Origin of the sequence: Aeromonas sp. sif0611 (assembly GCF_019218845.1) — a bacterium.
Lineage (GTDB): Bacteria > Pseudomonadota > Gammaproteobacteria > Enterobacterales > Aeromonadaceae > Aeromonas > Aeromonas media.
The window spans coordinates 174,470-189,768 of sequence record NZ_JAHUWU010000007.1; the positions used below are offsets into that span (position 1 = coordinate 174,470).

At 64.0% G+C, this 15,299-nt stretch carries 14 protein-coding genes; 5 read left to right on the forward strand and 9 right to left on the reverse strand.

What is annotated here, in order from left to right:
• The first annotated feature begins 1 nt into the window (after window position 1).
• The 4 genes from pncB (at window position 2) to phnE (ending at window position 4,443) form a co-directional block, all read left to right on the forward strand.
• Window positions 2–1,180: a nicotinate phosphoribosyltransferase gene (pncB, locus tag KW824_RS16665; RefSeq protein WP_218410358.1), complete on the forward strand. Its 1,179-nt coding sequence runs from the start codon at window positions 2–4 to the stop codon at window positions 1,178–1,180.
• Between the two features lie 124 nt (window positions 1,181–1,304).
• Entirely contained in the window at window positions 1,305–2,150 is an 846-nt protein-coding gene (locus KW824_RS16670; protein ID WP_182787173.1) for a putative selenate ABC transporter substrate-binding protein, read from the forward strand.
• Window positions 2,147–2,908, forward strand: a complete 762-nt coding sequence (locus KW824_RS16675) for an ATP-binding cassette domain-containing protein (RefSeq protein ID WP_218410359.1) — start codon at window positions 2,147–2,149, stop codon at window positions 2,906–2,908. The genes KW824_RS16670 and KW824_RS16675 overlap by 4 nt, the downstream gene beginning before the upstream one ends.
• Complete coding sequence (phnE, locus tag KW824_RS16680; RefSeq protein WP_182788789.1) at window positions 2,908–4,443, forward strand: phosphonate ABC transporter, permease protein PhnE; 1,536 nt, start codon at window positions 2,908–2,910, stop codon at window positions 4,441–4,443. Before KW824_RS16675 ends, phnE begins: the two co-directional genes overlap by 1 nt.
• A gap of 119 nt (window positions 4,444–4,562) precedes the next feature.
• Here the strand turns inward: phnE and KW824_RS16685 are convergent, their stop codons facing one another.
• From KW824_RS16685 to rph, 9 genes are all read right to left on the reverse strand, one after another.
• Window positions 4,563–5,171, reverse strand: a complete 609-nt coding sequence (locus tag KW824_RS16685) for a thiol:disulfide interchange protein DsbA/DsbL (protein WP_005323695.1) — start codon at window positions 5,169–5,171, stop codon at window positions 4,563–4,565.
• 231 nt (window positions 5,172–5,402) lie between these two features.
• A complete protein-coding gene (locus tag KW824_RS16690) occupies window positions 5,403–6,392 on the reverse strand; it encodes a serine/threonine protein kinase (protein WP_005323697.1) in 990 nt (329 codons plus the stop codon).
• A 127-nt stretch (window positions 6,393–6,519) separates the two neighbouring features.
• Window positions 6,520–7,971: a cytochrome c oxidase accessory protein CcoG gene (gene ccoG / locus KW824_RS16695; protein WP_043128763.1), complete on the reverse strand. Its 1,452-nt coding sequence runs from the start codon at window positions 7,969–7,971 to the stop codon at window positions 6,520–6,522.
• 196 nt (window positions 7,972–8,167) lie between these two features.
• Window positions 8,168–8,431 (reverse strand): YihD family protein, encoded by a 264-nt coding sequence (locus tag KW824_RS16700; protein ID WP_005323718.1) that lies wholly within the window; start codon window positions 8,429–8,431, stop codon window positions 8,168–8,170.
• Between the two features lie 31 nt (window positions 8,432–8,462).
• A complete protein-coding gene (locus tag KW824_RS16705; protein ID WP_042649856.1) occupies window positions 8,463–9,617 on the reverse strand; it encodes a diguanylate cyclase in 1,155 nt (384 codons plus the stop codon).
• 171 nt (window positions 9,618–9,788) lie between these two features.
• Entirely contained in the window at window positions 9,789–10,178 is a 390-nt protein-coding gene (gene cueR / locus KW824_RS16710) for a Cu(I)-responsive transcriptional regulator (protein WP_005323722.1), read from the reverse strand.
• The gene (locus KW824_RS16715; RefSeq protein ID WP_218410360.1) at window positions 10,175–12,604 is read right to left on the reverse strand and encodes a heavy metal translocating P-type ATPase; all 2,430 of its coding nucleotides are present in this window, start codon (window positions 12,602–12,604) and stop codon (window positions 10,175–10,177) included. Before KW824_RS16715 ends, cueR begins: the two co-directional genes overlap by 4 nt.
• Window positions 12,605–12,759: 155 nt before the next feature.
• Window positions 12,760–13,413 carry an orotate phosphoribosyltransferase gene (pyrE, locus tag KW824_RS16720; protein ID WP_043128766.1) on the reverse strand — a complete coding sequence of 218 codons (654 nt, stop codon included), beginning with the start codon at window positions 13,411–13,413 and terminating at the stop codon, window positions 12,760–12,762.
• 83 nt (window positions 13,414–13,496) lie between these two features.
• A complete protein-coding gene (gene rph, locus KW824_RS16725; RefSeq protein WP_025328763.1) occupies window positions 13,497–14,213 on the reverse strand; it encodes a ribonuclease PH in 717 nt (238 codons plus the stop codon).
• Window positions 14,214–14,359: 146 nt separating this feature from the next.
• Between rph and KW824_RS16730 the strand changes: the two genes are divergently transcribed.
• Window positions 14,360–15,223, forward strand: a complete 864-nt coding sequence (locus KW824_RS16730) for a YicC/YloC family endoribonuclease (RefSeq protein WP_163157541.1) — start codon at window positions 14,360–14,362, stop codon at window positions 15,221–15,223.
• Window positions 15,224–15,299: the final 76 nt, after the last annotated feature.

Here is a 15,299-nt window from a genome sequence, read left to right on the forward strand (position 1 = left end):
TATGCCCCCTATCCTCACCAGCCTGCTCGACACCGATGCCTACAAGCTGCACATGCAGCAGGCGGTGTTCCATCGCTACCCGGATGCCGAGGTGGTGGCCGAGTTCCACAGCCGCAACGAAGAGGATCTGCTGCCCATGATGGGCCAGATCGAGGAGCAGCTGCACCTCGCCGGCTCCTTGCGGCTGACCAGGCCAGAGCTCGACTTCCTGGCCGAACGCCCCTTCTTCACCGCCGATTACCTGGATCACCTGCGCCGCAAGCCGCTCGATGCCTCCCTGCTCAAGGTGTTCGAACGGGATGGTCGCATCAACGTGCGAGTCGAGGGGCCCTGGCAGGATGTGATCCTGTGGGAAATACCGGTGCTCGCCATCATCAGCGAGATGCGCAACCGCTTCCGCTATCCCCAGTTCGGGGTGAGCCATGCCCTGGCGCGACTGGACCAGAAGCTAGACAAGCTGGAGCGGGAGCTGAGCCCGGCGGAGATGCAGGATTTCAACCTCATCGACTTCGGCACCCGCCGCCGCTTCTCCCACGCGGTGCAGGATGCGGTGGTGGGTCGTCTCAAGGAGCGCCTGCCAGCATTCAAGGGCACCAGCAACTACCAGCTGGCCCAGAAATACCGGCTGCCGGCGGTGGGCACCCAGGCCCACGAATGGTTCCAGGCCCACCAGCAGCTCGGCTTCCCGCTGGAGCACAGCCAGCGCGCAGCCCTCACCAGCTGGCTGGATGAATTCACCAACCACCTCGGCATCGCCCTGACCGACTGCATCACCATGGATGCCTTCCTGCGCGACTTCGACTTCGAGCTGGCCAGCCGCTATCAGGGGCTGCGCCACGACTCCGGCGATCCCGTGGTATGGGGCGAGAAGGCCATCAGCCACTACCAGCGGCTCGGCATCGACCCAAGAGACAAGACGCTGGTGTTCTCCGACGGGCTCAATCTCGACAAGGCGGTGCAGCTGCTGCGCCACTTCCGGGGCCGCATCAACACCAGCTTCGGCATCGGCACCCAGCTCACCTGCGATCTGCCCGGTGTTAGCCCCATGAACATCGTCTTCAAGCTGATGGAGTGCAACGGCGGCCCGGTCGCCAAGATCTCAGACAGCCCGGGCAAGACCCTGTGCCGGGATGCGGACTTCATCCGCAACCTCAAGCAGGCGTTCCACGTCGGGGTGTAACGCGCCTTTTTGAGGGGCCCATCTTGCGCAGAGCACGACAGGCCCCCTACCATGACCCTTTTGCAAGGTCCGACTCGTGTCGGGCCTTTCTCTTGCCCGAACAACAGACCACAAGGAACTGCCCATGACTTCGAAATGGATATTTGCCCTCACCACCCTGCTGGCCAGCCTGGGTGCCACCGCCGCCGAGCCGTTGCGAGTTTCCGCCATTCCGGACGAAGCCCCCACCGAGCTGCAGCGCAAGTTTGCCCCGCTGGGTGACTACCTGGCCAAGCAGACCGGCCGCGAGGTGGTGTTCGTGCCGGTCAACGACTATGCCGCCGTGGTGGAGGCGCTGGCCGCCGGCAAGCTAGACATGGCCTGGCTCGGGGGCTTCACCTATGTGCAGGCCCATCGCCGTGCCGACAAGGTGGTGCCGCTGGTACAGCGCCAGGAGGACGCCCAGTTCACCTCCAAGTTCATCGCCAACGCCGACAGCGGCATCAAGACCCTGGCCGACACCAGGGGCAAGGACTTCGCCTTCGGTTCCCCCTCCTCCACCTCGGGCCACCTGATGCCGCGCCACTTCCTGGCCGAGCAGGGCATCAATCCGGAGCGTGACCTCGCCCATGTCGCCTTCTCGGGTGCTCACGACGCCACCGTCGCCTGGGTCGCCTCCGGCAAGGTGCCGGCCGGTGCGCTCAACGCCTCGGTGTGGGACAAGCTGGTGGAAGAGGGCAAGGTCGATACCGCCAAGGTCAAGGTGATCTGGACCACACCGACCTACTTTGACTACAACTGGACGGTGCGCGGCGACCTGGATCCGGCGCTGCAGGAGAAGATCAAGCAGGCCTTCCTCAGCCTGGATCCTGCCGTCCCGGCCCAGGCCGAGATCCTCAAGCTGCAGCGGGCCAGCCGTTTCATCGAAACCAGGCCCGAGAACTATCAGGGCATCGAAGCGGCCGCGACCCAGGCCGGTCTGCTGAAGTGATCGCCGTTGCGCTGGAGGGGGCAGGACTGAGGCTCGGCGAGAGTCGCATCCTGCATCCGCTTCGCCTGCAGATCGAGGCGGGGGAGTGTGTCGCCATCATAGGACCGAGCGGCGCGGGCAAGACCAGCCTGCTGCGGCTGATCGGCACCGAGCTGCGTGGCGAGGGTAGGCTTGCCCTCTGGGGCCAGGATCCCTGGGCCCTCTCCACCCGGGCCCGCCAGCGGCTGCGCAGCCGGATCGGCATGGTCTGGCAACAGCCTCCGCTGCCCGCCTCCCAGCCGGTGGTGACTGCCGTACTGGTCGGCAGACTCGGCCAGTGGTCCCTCGCTCGTGCCCTGCTCTCGCTGCTGCGCCCCTGCGATCCGCAAGGTGCACGGGCCGAACTGGCTCGCCTCGGCCTCGCCGACAAGTGGCAACAGCGCTGCGGCGAGCTCTCCGGTGGCCAGTTGCAGCGGGTCGGCATCGCCCGGGTGCTCTATCAGCAGCCGGACCTGATGCTGGCCGATGAACCCGTTTCCGCCCTCGATCCCGTGCTCGCCCAAAGCAGCCTGGATGCCCTGCTGGCGCAAGCCCGCACTCGCGGCAGCACCCTGATCGCCAGCCTGCACGCGGTCGACCTAGCGCTCGAGCGCTTCCCCCGCATCATAGGCCTGCGCGAGGGGCGGGTGCAGTTCGACTGCCCCGCCACCGCCGTCACCCCGGCCATGCTGGCCGCCCTCTATGCCGGCGAGCGAGAGGCACTGCCGTGCAGCGGCTGATGCGCCGCTGGCGCCATCCCCTGCCCTGGCTGCTGGCCCTGATCGGCTTCAGCCTGTGGCAGCAGGCCGACGGCTGGCTCGGCCTGCTCGATGGCCAGAGCTGGCGGCAGATGGGCAACTTCCTCGCCACCAGCTGGCCACCCCGCCTTGATCAGAGCTTTCTCGCCCTGACCCTGACCGCCACCCTGGAGAGTCTGGCCGTGGCGACCCTGGGGCTGGCCGGCGCCCTGCTGCTCGGCATTCCGTTCGCCCTGCTCGGCTCCCGCGCCCTGTCGCTGGCCGAGCTGGGCCCCATCCCCAGCCCGCTGCGCGGCGCCTTGCGCGCCTTCAGCCGGTTCATCGCCATCCTGCTGCGCAGCCTGCCCGAGCTAATCTGGGCGCTGCTGTTCGTGCGCCTCTCCGGGCTCGGGCCGCTCGCCGCCATCCTGGCCATCGCCGTCAGCTACGGCGGCATGCTGGCCAAGGTCTACAACGAGATCATGGAGAGCGGCGCCCTGCAACCGGCCCGTGCCCTGCTGCTCGGCGGCAGCGGCCGCCTGCAGGCGCTCTGGTACGGCGTGCTGCCTGCGGTGCGTCAGGAGCTGCTCTCCTACACCGTCTATCGCTGGGAGTGTGCCCTGCGCGCCTCCGTCATCATGGGCTTCGTCGGCGCCGGCGGGCTCGGCCAGCAGCTCGAACTCTCGTTGCGCATGTTTTCCGGCGGCGAGGTGGTGACCCTGCTGCTTGCCTTCATCCTGCTGGTCACGCTGGCGGATGGCCTCAGTGCCTGGCTGCGCCACAGCCGCGCTCCCGGCCTGCAACTGCTGATCTGCCTGGGGCTGGCCAGCGCCCTGGCGTTCTATCAGCTCGACTGGCGCATGCTGAGCGTCTCCTTCGGCGGACTGGGGCAGTTTGTCGGCGAGTTTCTGCAACCGGACTGGTCGGGGCCTTTTCTGCGAACAGTCGGCCTTGGTCTGCTCGATACGGTGCAGATGGCGCTGCTGAGCACCCTGTTGAGCGCCCTGCTGGCACTGCCGCTGGCCTGCCTCGCCCGCCACTGCTGGCCGCTGCGGTTGCTGTTCAACCTGTTGCGCTCCGTGCCCGAGCTCATCTTCGCCAGCCTGCTGGTGATCGCGGTCGGGCTGGGGCCGGTGGCGGGCATACTGGCGCTCACCCTGCATACCACTGGGGTGCTGGCCCGGCTGTTCGTGGAGACGCTTGAGAACGCGGATCAGACCCCCCGCCTCGCCCTGCAATTGAGCGGTGCCGGCCCCACGGCCAGCTTCTGGTACGGTCTGTTCCCGCTGGTGTCACGGCAGTGGCTGGCTTACAGCCTCTATCGCGGCGAGATGAACCTGCGCGCCGCCACCATCCTCGGGGTGGTGGGCGCAGGCGGACTGGGACAGCAACTCTATGTATCCCTGAGTCTGTTCCGTTACGATCAGGCGGCCACCCTGATCCTGGCCATCTTGCTGCTGGTCTGGCTGGCGGAAGCCATCAGCCGCCGCACCCGGTTGCCGCGCCCCGCGCCTTCCCAGCGAGACTGCCAGATCTGAATCAGGTTTGATCCGACTCCGTCCGCCCTGCCCGACGAGGCGGCCGGTTCTGGCGGCCACAAAAACAAAAAGCCCGCCGGTTCGCACCGGCGGGCTTTCTTCATGCGGTCAGGCAACAATCAATCTTTCTTGGCCAGCAGGAATTTCACCAGCTGGTTGAACTGCTCCTGGGAAGTGATGGATTCAATTTTCACCATGTACTTGCCATTGACCAGGAAGGCCGGCACACCACGCACGTTGTAGCTCTCGGTGTTGCGGTCGAACTGGGAGACCATGCCGGAGACGGCGAAGCTGTCGACGGCACCGTCAAACTCCTCGGCCGGCACGCCGTTGTCCACGAAGATCTGCTTCACGTCGGCACGGCTTTGCGGCACCTGACGCTGGGTGTGGATCTTGTCGAAGATGACCGGGGTCAGCTTGCCTTCCACATTCAGCAGATTGGCAACCGCATAGGCACGCTGCATCTCGGGGCCCATCTCGCGACCCAGGAAAGCCACCGGGTTCTTCTTCATCGCCACGCCTTCCGGCAGGCTCTTCTTAAGCTCCTCGGCAATCGGCTCGAACTTGGCGCAGTGCGGGCAGAAGTAGGAGAAGAACTCCAGTACTTCAGGTTGGGCGCTACCGGTCTGGGTGACCACGTCATAGTTGACGCCTTCCTTGAATTCCGGGGCGGCGTGAACCATGGGGATCATCAGCATGGCAGCGAGGAAAAATAGTACTTTTTTCATGACGTTTCCTGTTAAGGGATCACTGTGAGGCACGCCCGGCGAACCGAAGCAGTCCAAGCCTATTGCGTCCCCCTCCTGCCGTCAATGGCAAAGGCGGATGGGCGAGCCCCTCGTCGTGACATACCGGGTTCGGTTGCCGGGGCTTGCCCGGCTCACCCGCTCGGCATCAGCGGCAATGCCTGGCGCGCGGCCCGCCGGTCACACTCTGGGCATCGCGAACCGGCTATCTGCTCACCAGTTCGGCATCAGCGTCAGAGGCGGGGCCTTGAGCGCCGCCAGCTGGTCGTGCAGGGTCGCGATCTGCTGGCGCCAGTAGTGATCCGTATTGAACCAGGGGAAGTGACGGGGGAAGGCGGGGTCTTCCCAGCGCCTTGCTAGCCAGGCCATGTAGTGGACGATGCGCATGGCTCGCAGCGGCTCTATCAGCGCCAGCTCCCGAGGGTCGAACTCCATGAACTCTTCGTAGCCCGCCAGCAGGGTGTCGAGCTGGATCTGCTGCTCGTGGCGCTCACCGCTCAGCATCATCCAGAGATCCTGAATGGCGGGGCCGGTGCGGCAGTCGTCGAGATCGACGAACAAGGGGCCGTCACGCCACAGGATGTTGCCTGGGTGACAGTCGCCATGCAGGGAGATGCGGGCCACATCCAGGGTCATGGCGTCGCTCACGTGCCGGATCAGCTCGTCGAGCACCCCGAAGAAAGACTTGGCCAGGCCGCTCGGCACCCATTCACCGGCCGCCAGCAGCTGACGCGGCTCGTGCAGCATGCTCTCCACATCCAGCTGGATGCGATGGTGGAAGGAGTGACTGGCCCCGACCCGGTGAATGCGACCAAGATAGCGTCCCACCCACTCCAGCTGATCCAGGTTGTCCACCTCGAACTGACGGCCACCGACGCTCTGCCAGATGGCGAAGGGGTAACCCTGATGCTCCAGCAGGGTCTCGCCAGCAAACGCGATGGGGGCGGCCACCGGGATCTCCGTCTCATTGAGACGGGCGGCAAACTCATGCTCCTCGAGGATCTGGGCCCGGCTCCAGCGACCGGGACGATAGAACTTCACCACGTAGCGGCGACGATCCTCATCCTGAAACTGGTAGACCCGGTTTTCATAGCTGTTGAGCTCGATGAGGCCGGAATCGATGCGCAGGCCGCTGAGATCGATCGCATCCATGATGAGGTCGGGATTGAGGTCGGAATAGTTGAAACGCATGTCATCCACCATGAGAAAGGGGCGCTGTTGCGCCCCATTCTATCCGATCCTGCCCGAGATGGACGACCCGCCCTCCCGTAAACCCTCACAACCTGCTGATATATTTGCTGGGTTGTTTCAGTGCAGGTTGCCCTGGTGGTCACAACCGGCTGATAAATTTGCTCGGCTGACGCAGGATCCCCTTGCTGTCGTCCGGCGCGGCCCCTTCCCGCTTGAGCACGAACTGGACATCCAGGGTCGGCCGCTTCAGGTTGAAGGGATCCACCGCCAGGCTCACCGGCAGGGTGAAAATTTCCCCTGGTTTGAGAGTCACTTCCCGCGGACCGAACCACTGGTGTTCCGGCAACCCCTCCACATCCAGCTGATAGGTCTGGGACTGCAGGGTCTTGTTGAGGATCTTGAGGGTATAGGTGTTCTCGATGAGCCCCTCGCTGTTCTCCCGGAACAGCTGGTTGCGATCCCGCAGGATATCGAGCCCCATGGGCATGATCGACATGGCGTTGTAGACGAAGACCACCAGCATGATGACCATCACCAGGCCATAGCCGAGCAGCTTGGGCCTGGCCACATGGGTCTGGTTGTGGGCCAGCTTGTGCTCAGTGGTGTAGCTGATCAGCCCCTTCGGATAGCCCATCCGATCCATGGTCTGATCGCAGGCATCGACGCAGGCGCCGCAGTTGATGCACTCGTACTGCAGGCCGTCGCGGATGTCGATGCCGGTCGGGCAGACCTGCACGCAGAGGTCGCAGTCGATGCAGTCCCCCAGCCCCAGCGCCTTGGGATCGGCCTTGCGGCCACGGGCACCACGGGTCTCGCCGCGCTTGGTGTCGTAGCCGACGATGTAGGTGTCCTTGTCGAACATGGCGGACTGGAAGCGGGCATAGGGGCACATGTGGATGCACATGATGGCGCGCATCCAGCCGGCGTTGCCGTAGGTACAGGCAGCGAAGAAGATCACCCAGAAGATGACCCAGCCGCTCGCCTGCAGGGTGAAGAAGTCAGGCACCAGTTGGAACACGTCCTGGAAGTAGGCGACGAAGGTGAGGCCGGTGCCCAGCGACAGCAGGATCCAGGCCAGGTGCTTGGCGCCCTTGCGGGCCAGCTTCTCGCCACTCCAGGGGGCGGCATCCAGCTTGCGGCGCTTGTTGGCGGCGCCTTCCAGCTTCTCCTCGAACCAGATAAACATGAAGGTCCATACCGTCTGTGGGCAGAGATAGCCACACCAGACCCGGCCGAGGAAGGTGGTAACGAAGAAGAGGGCGAAGGCGGCGATCATGAAGACCCAGGCCAGCAGGGTCAGGTCCTGCGGCCAGATGGTGGCGCCGAAGATGTGGAACTGCTGATGCTCCAGATCGAACAGTACCGCCTGGCGGCCGTCGTAGCGCAGCAGGGGCAAAGTGACGAAGAGGGCGACGAAGAACCAGCCCATGGCCTTGCGCACCCGCTGCCAGTAGCCGGTCTGGGACCTGACGTAGATGCGGTTGCCGGGATTGAACCTGTCATCGCCCGCCTTGAACGTGTGGGGATTGAAGGTCCCGGTGACGTTCTTGTCGGTCACATCCTTGATATCGATCTTGTCCTGGTCGGCCATTGCAACACATCGCTCCACTCATATTGTTATGAAGCGATTATATCTTAAACAGCCTGCTAATTGTGTGGGTTAAATGTATCTATAGTTCGAGTGCCGTCGCAATTTCAGGCAACAAAAAAGGCCCATAGCCAGTTGACTATGCGCCTTTATAGAGATTCCCTTGAAACCTTCCTCTTCCAGCAACCCGGCGGTCGGGTTACTTGATGCCGCGGGCCTTGAGCAGGGCTTCCTTGAAGTCAGGAACATGGTCCTTGGCCAGGCCCGGGATCATCGCCTGCTTGTCGGATTCGCGCATCTTGAGGTGGTAGATCAGCATGTCGTCGGTCAGCTCGGACAGGGCGCCGTCATAGCCCGCCTCCGCCGCCAGTTTGGCGATGAATTGCACCAGGCTGAGATCCTGCTCCTTGATCCAGGCGGGCTGCAGCAGCTCCAGCAGCTCTTCGATACGATGACATTGCATAGACGACCTCTTTAAATCTGTCATGTGAAACTCAGGCAACCTTACCCATCAAGGCTACTTCGATACGATCCCGGCCATTATGCTTGGCCTGATAGAGGGCCGCATCCGCTTTTTGGATAAGCTCGGCGATGGAGTGGTGCTGATCCGGCACCAGGGTCGCCACCCCGAAGCTGCAACTGACCCGCCCGGATACCCGGGACTTGTGGTGGGGAATACCCAGGGTGCGCAGGGCCGTGCGCACCTGTTCGGCGATCTGCATGGCCCCCTGCAAGGTGGTGCAGGGCAGCAACAGGGCGAACTCCTCCCCGCCGTAGCGGGCGGCCAGATCGTCCTCCCGCCGCAGCACCTCAGCCAACAGGCTCGCCACCTGCTGCAGGCACTGGTCCCCCAGTTGATGGCCATAGTGATCGTTGAACTGTTTGAAGTAGTCCACATCCACCAGCACCAGGGAGAGGGGTGCCCTGGCTCGATGGCAGCGGCGCCAGGCACGCGCCAGGGTGTCGTCGAGGTGAGCCCGGTTTGCGATGCCAGTCAGACCGTCCAGGCGGGAGGTGAGCTTGAGATGCTCGGAGACCACCTTGAGCTCCGCCACCAGCTCGGCATTGGAAAAACTGTGATAGAGGGAAGCCACCTGATCCCGTCGTAACCGGCGCAGCAGGGTCGGCAGGAACACGAACAGGTAACCCGCCAGCATGCAGGAGACGATCCGCTCCTGCTCGTTGCCGCCGCCGAGTTCGAACAACATGGCAAAGCCGAGGGGCAGCACAGCCCCGTAGAGGGTGCGGCGACTGCCGAACAGCATGATGGCGCTGCCGGTGAGGATCAGGCTGGTGAGCATCATCATGGCGGCGCGGTAGGTGTCGGGCAGCCTGTCCATGTAGAGCAGCACGCCGAGCGCCCAGATGATGGAGGTGATGGTCACTCCGATAAACAGCTCTCGTTCCAGCACTGGCAGCGGGAGCTCCGCCAGCCGAGGCTGACGCCAGCGAAGGTGCCATCCGCGCCCCAGCAACAGCAGAAAGACCAGGCCCAGCCAGCCGAGCGCTTCCCCGGCGGGCAGGTAGTCGTGGAACAGCAGGCTCCAGCTGATCGCCAGCAGCGCCAGACAAGGCAGACTGAAGGAGGCATGGGTATAGAGCTGGGCCATGATGGCACGCCGTACCTGGTGTTTCACACTCTGGGTCAACTGGGTACTCCCTGTACAAGAGCCGCACAGTTTAACACTCCCTTTTCCTGCTCAACAATCAATCGCCCGCTATTAAGCAGCCACTCAGCCCCCGACTCGCCGTGCAGCACTGGCAGGATCCCGGGCTGCCCCGGCCTGCTCGCGCTCGCCGAGTAACAACCCAGTACTCACTCAACCCTTCTCGAGCTCGTCAAGAATGGGACATTGCGGATTCGCGTCCCCATGGCAACATCCCACCACCTCCTCCAGGGAGCTGAGCATGGCCTGCAGACCGGCAATGCGGGCCCGCAGATCGACGATCTTCTCCTGGGCCAGCTTCTTCACCTGGGCGCTGGTCCTGTGCTCGTCCCGATAGAGCGCCAGCAACTCCTGACACTCCTCCAGGTTGAAGCCGGTCTCCCGCGCCCGCTTGACGAAGCGCAGCTCCCGCAGGGCACCGTCTGTGTAGCTGCGATAGCCATTGTCACTGCGCACCGGGGCCGAGATGAGACCGATACTCTCGTAGTAGCGGATGGTCTTGGCGGACAACCCAGTGGCCTTGGCAACCTTGCTGATGTTCATGGATGACTCCTCTTCGATTCAGATTGGCGCTGGCTGCCCGCCCTGGGCTGCCAGCGTTTCAGTAACAGGGAATTACTCAATACCGTGATGCTGCTCAGGGCCATGGCCGCCCCCGCCAGCTCGGGGCTGAGATAGCCCAGCGCCGCCAGCGGAATGCCGATGATGTTGAACACGAAGGCCCAGAACAGGTTCTGTTGTATGGTGCGCCAGGTCGCCGCCGAGATGTCGATGGCATCGGCCACCAGCCGCGGGTCAGATCGCATGAGCGTGATGGAGGCGGTCTCCATGGCCACGTCCGAACCGGAACCCATGGCGATGCCCACGTCTGCCGCCGCCAGCGCCGGGGCGTCGTTCACCCCGTCTCCCACCATGGCCACCAGCCCGCTGGTTTGCGCCCGCAGCGCCTCCACTTTTTCCACCTTGCCGGCGGGCAACACGGAGTCGAAGGCGCCGTCCAGCCCCAGTTTGGCGGCGATATGGGCCACAGGTGCCGGGGCGTCGCCGCTCACCAGCCAGCTGGCGATACCGCGCTGACGCAGGGTGGCGATGGCCTCGGGGCTCTCGGGTCTCAAGGAATCGGCCAGGGCGGCGATGCCGACCGCCACGCCGTCGATGGCAACCCAGACTCGGGTCGCGCCGTCGGCGGCTTGTTCATCCTGTTGTGGCGGCTCAATGCCGAGCTGAGCCAGCAGGGCGGGATTGCCGATGGCCACCGAGTGGCCCGCCACCTTGCCGAGGATGCCCGCACCGACCCGCACCTCCACGGCCTCGGGCTGGGGCAGCGCAACCTCTTTGCCGACAGCTTCGCGCATCGCCAGCGCCAGCGGATGCTCGCTCGCCTGCTGCAGGGCGGCGGCGAGGCGCAGTTGTTCATCGGTGCCGCTCCAGCCGGCCAGCACGGGCTTGCCCTGGGTGAGCGTGCCTGTCTTGTCAAAAATCAGCGCCTTGATGGCGTGGGCCTTCTGCAGGGTATCCACGTCCTTGATCAGGATGCCGTGACGGGCCGCCACCCCGGTGCCGGTGACGATGGCGGCCGGGGTCGCCAGCCCCAGGGCGCAGGGACAGGCGATCACCAGCACGGCGACGGCGGCCAGCAGCGCCTGACCGAAGTCGTTGCTGTAGGCATACCAGGCCAGCAGGGTGAACAGGGCGATGGCCATGACCACGGGCACGAAGATGGCAGAGACCCTGTCCACCAACTGTTGCAGCGGCGCCTTGCCCATCTGGGCACGCTCCACCAGGGCGATGATCTTGCTGAGGCTGGAGTCCTCCCCCACGGTGGTGGCCTCAATCTCCAGCACACCGGAGCGGTTGATGGCACCACCCAGCACGGCATCCCCCTGCGCACGCGGCACCGGCAGGCTCTCACCGGTGAGAATGGATTCATCAAGCTCGCTCTCACCGCTCAGGATCTTGCCATCCACCGGCACCCGCTCCCCCACCAGTACCCGCAGCCTGTCGCCACGCAGCACCTCGTCGATGGCAACGCTCTGCCAGGCCTCGCCGCGCCAGACGGTGGCGGTGTCCGGCCGCAGCGCCATCAGCTCGCGAATGGCGGACTGGGTGCTGCGCCGGGCGCGGGCCTCCAGCAGTTTCCCCAGCGAGATGAGCGTGATGATGATGGCGCTCGCCTCGAAATAGAGCTTGCCGCTGGCGGCCATCCCCAACGTCAGCAGCAGATAGAGGCTGTAGAAGTAGGCGGCGCTAGTGCCGGTCGCCACCAGCACATCCATGTTGGCGGCGCGGTTCTTGAGGGCGAGCCAGGCCCCGCGATAGAAGCGGGCACCGATCCAGAACTGCACCGGGGTGGCGAGCACCAGCTCCAGCCAGGCGGGCAGATGCCAGGGCAGCAGGCCGGCCATGGCGACCATTCCCACCAGCAGCGGCAGGGTCAGCAGGGCCGAGATGACGACCTGATTCAGCGCATGACGGGCGGCGGCTGCTTCCTGCTCCTCACGCGCCTGCAACTGTTGGCGGCGAGCACTGGCAGAGCCCTGCGCCAGCTGGGCACCGAAGCCAAGCGCGGCTATATGCTCACGCAACGAGGCCGGAGTCTGCATCCCCGGCACCAGCTCGATGCGGGCCTGCTCGAGGGAAAAATTCACCTCTGCCGAGAGCACGCCGGGCAGCGCAGTCAGCATCTTGTTGAGACGCGCCGAACAACCCGCGCAGGTCATGCCGCTGATCTGGAAGGAGATCGTCTCATGGCCGTAGCCATAGCCCTGCCCCGTGATGCTGTCGAGGACCTCGGGCAGACGAGCTGGGTCACCGAGTTCGATGGCCGCCTGCTCCAACGCGAAGTTGACGGTAGCCGTCACCCCGTCGAGCTGGTTGAGGGCGGTGCTGATGCGGCTGGCACAGTTGGCGCAGCTCATGCCGCTGAGCGGCAACTGCAGATGGATGGGATCTTGAGTCTGGGTAGTCATGTTGTTCCTCCTCGGAACTCATCGGCCAAACTGGCTGCCGATGACTAAACCCTAACCTTTACTGTAAGGGTAAGCTCAAGCCACCACACTCACTTTTTCAAAAAAAATGGCGCCGCCCCGAGCCAGGGGCGACGCCATGATGGCAGGTGAGGTCGTCAGATGCCGTACTGGGCGCGATAAGCCTTCATGGCCGCCAGTTGCTCGGCCAGCGCGGGCTGCTCTGCCTGCTTCTCTTCCAGATAGGCGATGAGGTCGCTCATCTGGATGATGGCGATGATGTGGGCGCCGTAGTCACGCTCCACTTCCTGAATGGCGGAGAGCTCTCCCTTGCCCTTCTCCTGACGATCCAGGGCGATCAGCACTCCGGCCAGGGAGGCGCCGTTGGCCTGGATCAGATCCATGGATTCGCGGATGGCGGTCCCGGCGGTGATGACGTCGTCCACCAGCATGATGCGTCCCTTGAGCGGGCTGCCCACCAGATTGCCGCCTTCGCCGTGATCCTTGGCCTCCTTGCGGTTGAAGCACCAGGGCACGTCCACGTCGTGCTGTTCCACCAGTTGCACCGCGGTGGCGGAGGCGATGGGGATCCCCTTGTAGGCCGGACCAAACAGCACGTCGAATTCGATGCCGGCATCCATCAGGGCGGCGGCATAGAAGCGGCCGAGGCGGGCCAGATCGCGACCGCTGTTGAACAGGCCGGCGTTGAAGAAGTAGGGGCTCTTGCGGCCGGATTTCAGGGTGAACTCACCGAATTTGAGAACCTGTTTCTCCAGGGCGAACTCGATAAATTGACGCTGGTAGGCTTTCATTCTGGCTCCTTGCTTGGCTTGTCGTTGACTGGTGTGTGGGTATAAAAAAACGCGGTCAATGCCGCGTTTTTCAAATCAGAAATTCAAGAGAGCGCCTGCTTCTGCAGCGCGATGATGTCGTCGATGCCGCCCTTGGCCAGCGCCAGCATCGCCAGCAGCTCCTCGTGGGTGAAGGGCTCGGCCTCGGCGGTGCCCTGCACCTCTATGATGCGACCGTCTTCGGTCATCACCACGTTCATGTCGGTCTCGGCGGCGGAGTCTTCCACATACTCCAGATCGCAGATGGCTTCGCCCTGATACATGCCGACGGAGACGGCCGCTATCATCTGCTTGAGCGGGCTCTGCTTGAGCATGCCCTTCTCGACCATCCAGTTCAGCGCATCCACCAGGGCCACGCAGGCCCCCGTGATCGCGGCGGTGCGGGTGCCGCCGTCGGCCTGCAGCACGTCGCAGTCAACCGTGATGGAGTGCTCGCCGAGGGCGGTCAGATCCACGGCGGCGCGCAGGGAGCGGGCGATCAGCCGGGAGATCTCCAGGGTACGGCCGCTCTGCTTGCCGGCGGCCGCCTCGCGGTTCATGCGCGAATGGGTGGAGCGCGGCAGCATGCCGTACTCGGCGGTGACCCAGCCCTGACCCTTGCCTTTCAGGAAGCGCGGCACGCTGGTGTCGACGCTGGCGGTGCACAGCACGCGGGTGTGGCCGAACTCCACCAGCACAGATCCTTCCGCATGCTTGGTGAAGTTGCGGGTGATGGTAACCGGGCGCACTTGCGCGGCACTGCGATCGCTGGGACGGGACATGGGACTGACCTCTGGACTGGCTGAATTGGCGCAGGAGTATAAGCCATCGTGACTCAAATATCAGCCGCTAAAACCACGGCATCGGCTGACGGGGCAAGCCTGGCTGAGTATACTGGCCGCACACTTCATCAAGCCCGGAACAATCAATGATTCACAGCATGACCGCCTACGCCCGCAAGGAATTCAAGGGCGACTGGGGCACAGCCGTTTGGGAAATTCGTTCGGTCAACCAGCGCTATCTGGAAACCTACATCCGCCTGCCGGAGCAGCTGCGCAGCCTGGAGCCGGTCCTGCGTGAGCGTTTCCGTGCCAAGCTGCAACGCGGCAAGGTGGAGTGCAACCTGAGGTTCGAGGCAGCGCAAGCCGCCGCCAGCCAGCTCCATATCAATGAAGAGCTGGCCAAACTCATCATCGACAGCGCCAACTGGGTAATGAAAGAAGCGGGCCAGGGCCAGCTCAACCCGGTGGACGTGCTGCGCTGGCCGGGGGTCATGGCCGCCGCCGAGCAAGACATGGATGCGGTCGCCACCGAACTGCTCGGCGGTTTCGATCTGACCATGGAAGATTTCCTCGCCTCCCGCGCCAGCGAAGGGGCCAACCTCAAGGCACTGATCCAGCAGCGTCTGGACGGCATCCAGGTGGAAGTGAAGAAGGTGCGCGTGCACCTGCCGCAGATCATCGAGTGGCAGCGCCAGAAGCTCACCGACCGCCTGGCCGAGGCCAAGGTGGAGCTGGATCCGGCCCGTATCGAGCAGGAAATCGTGCTGCTGGCCCAGAAGATCGACGTGGCCGAAGAGCTGGATCGCCTGGAGATGCACATCAGCGAAACCATCAAGATCATGAAGAAGGGAGGGGCCTGCGGTCGTCGTCTCGACTTCATGATGCAAGAGTTCAACCGCGAGTCGAACACGCTGGGTTCAAAGTCGATCAACGCCGAAGTGACCCAGTCCGCCGTCGAACTGAAGGTCCTCATCGAGCAGATGCGCGAGCAAATTCAAAACATCGAGTGATCCCCGTCTCCGATGCACCAGCCCTCGCAATGCGGGGGCTTTTTTATGTCATATCCCCAGGACGCTCAACGGCATG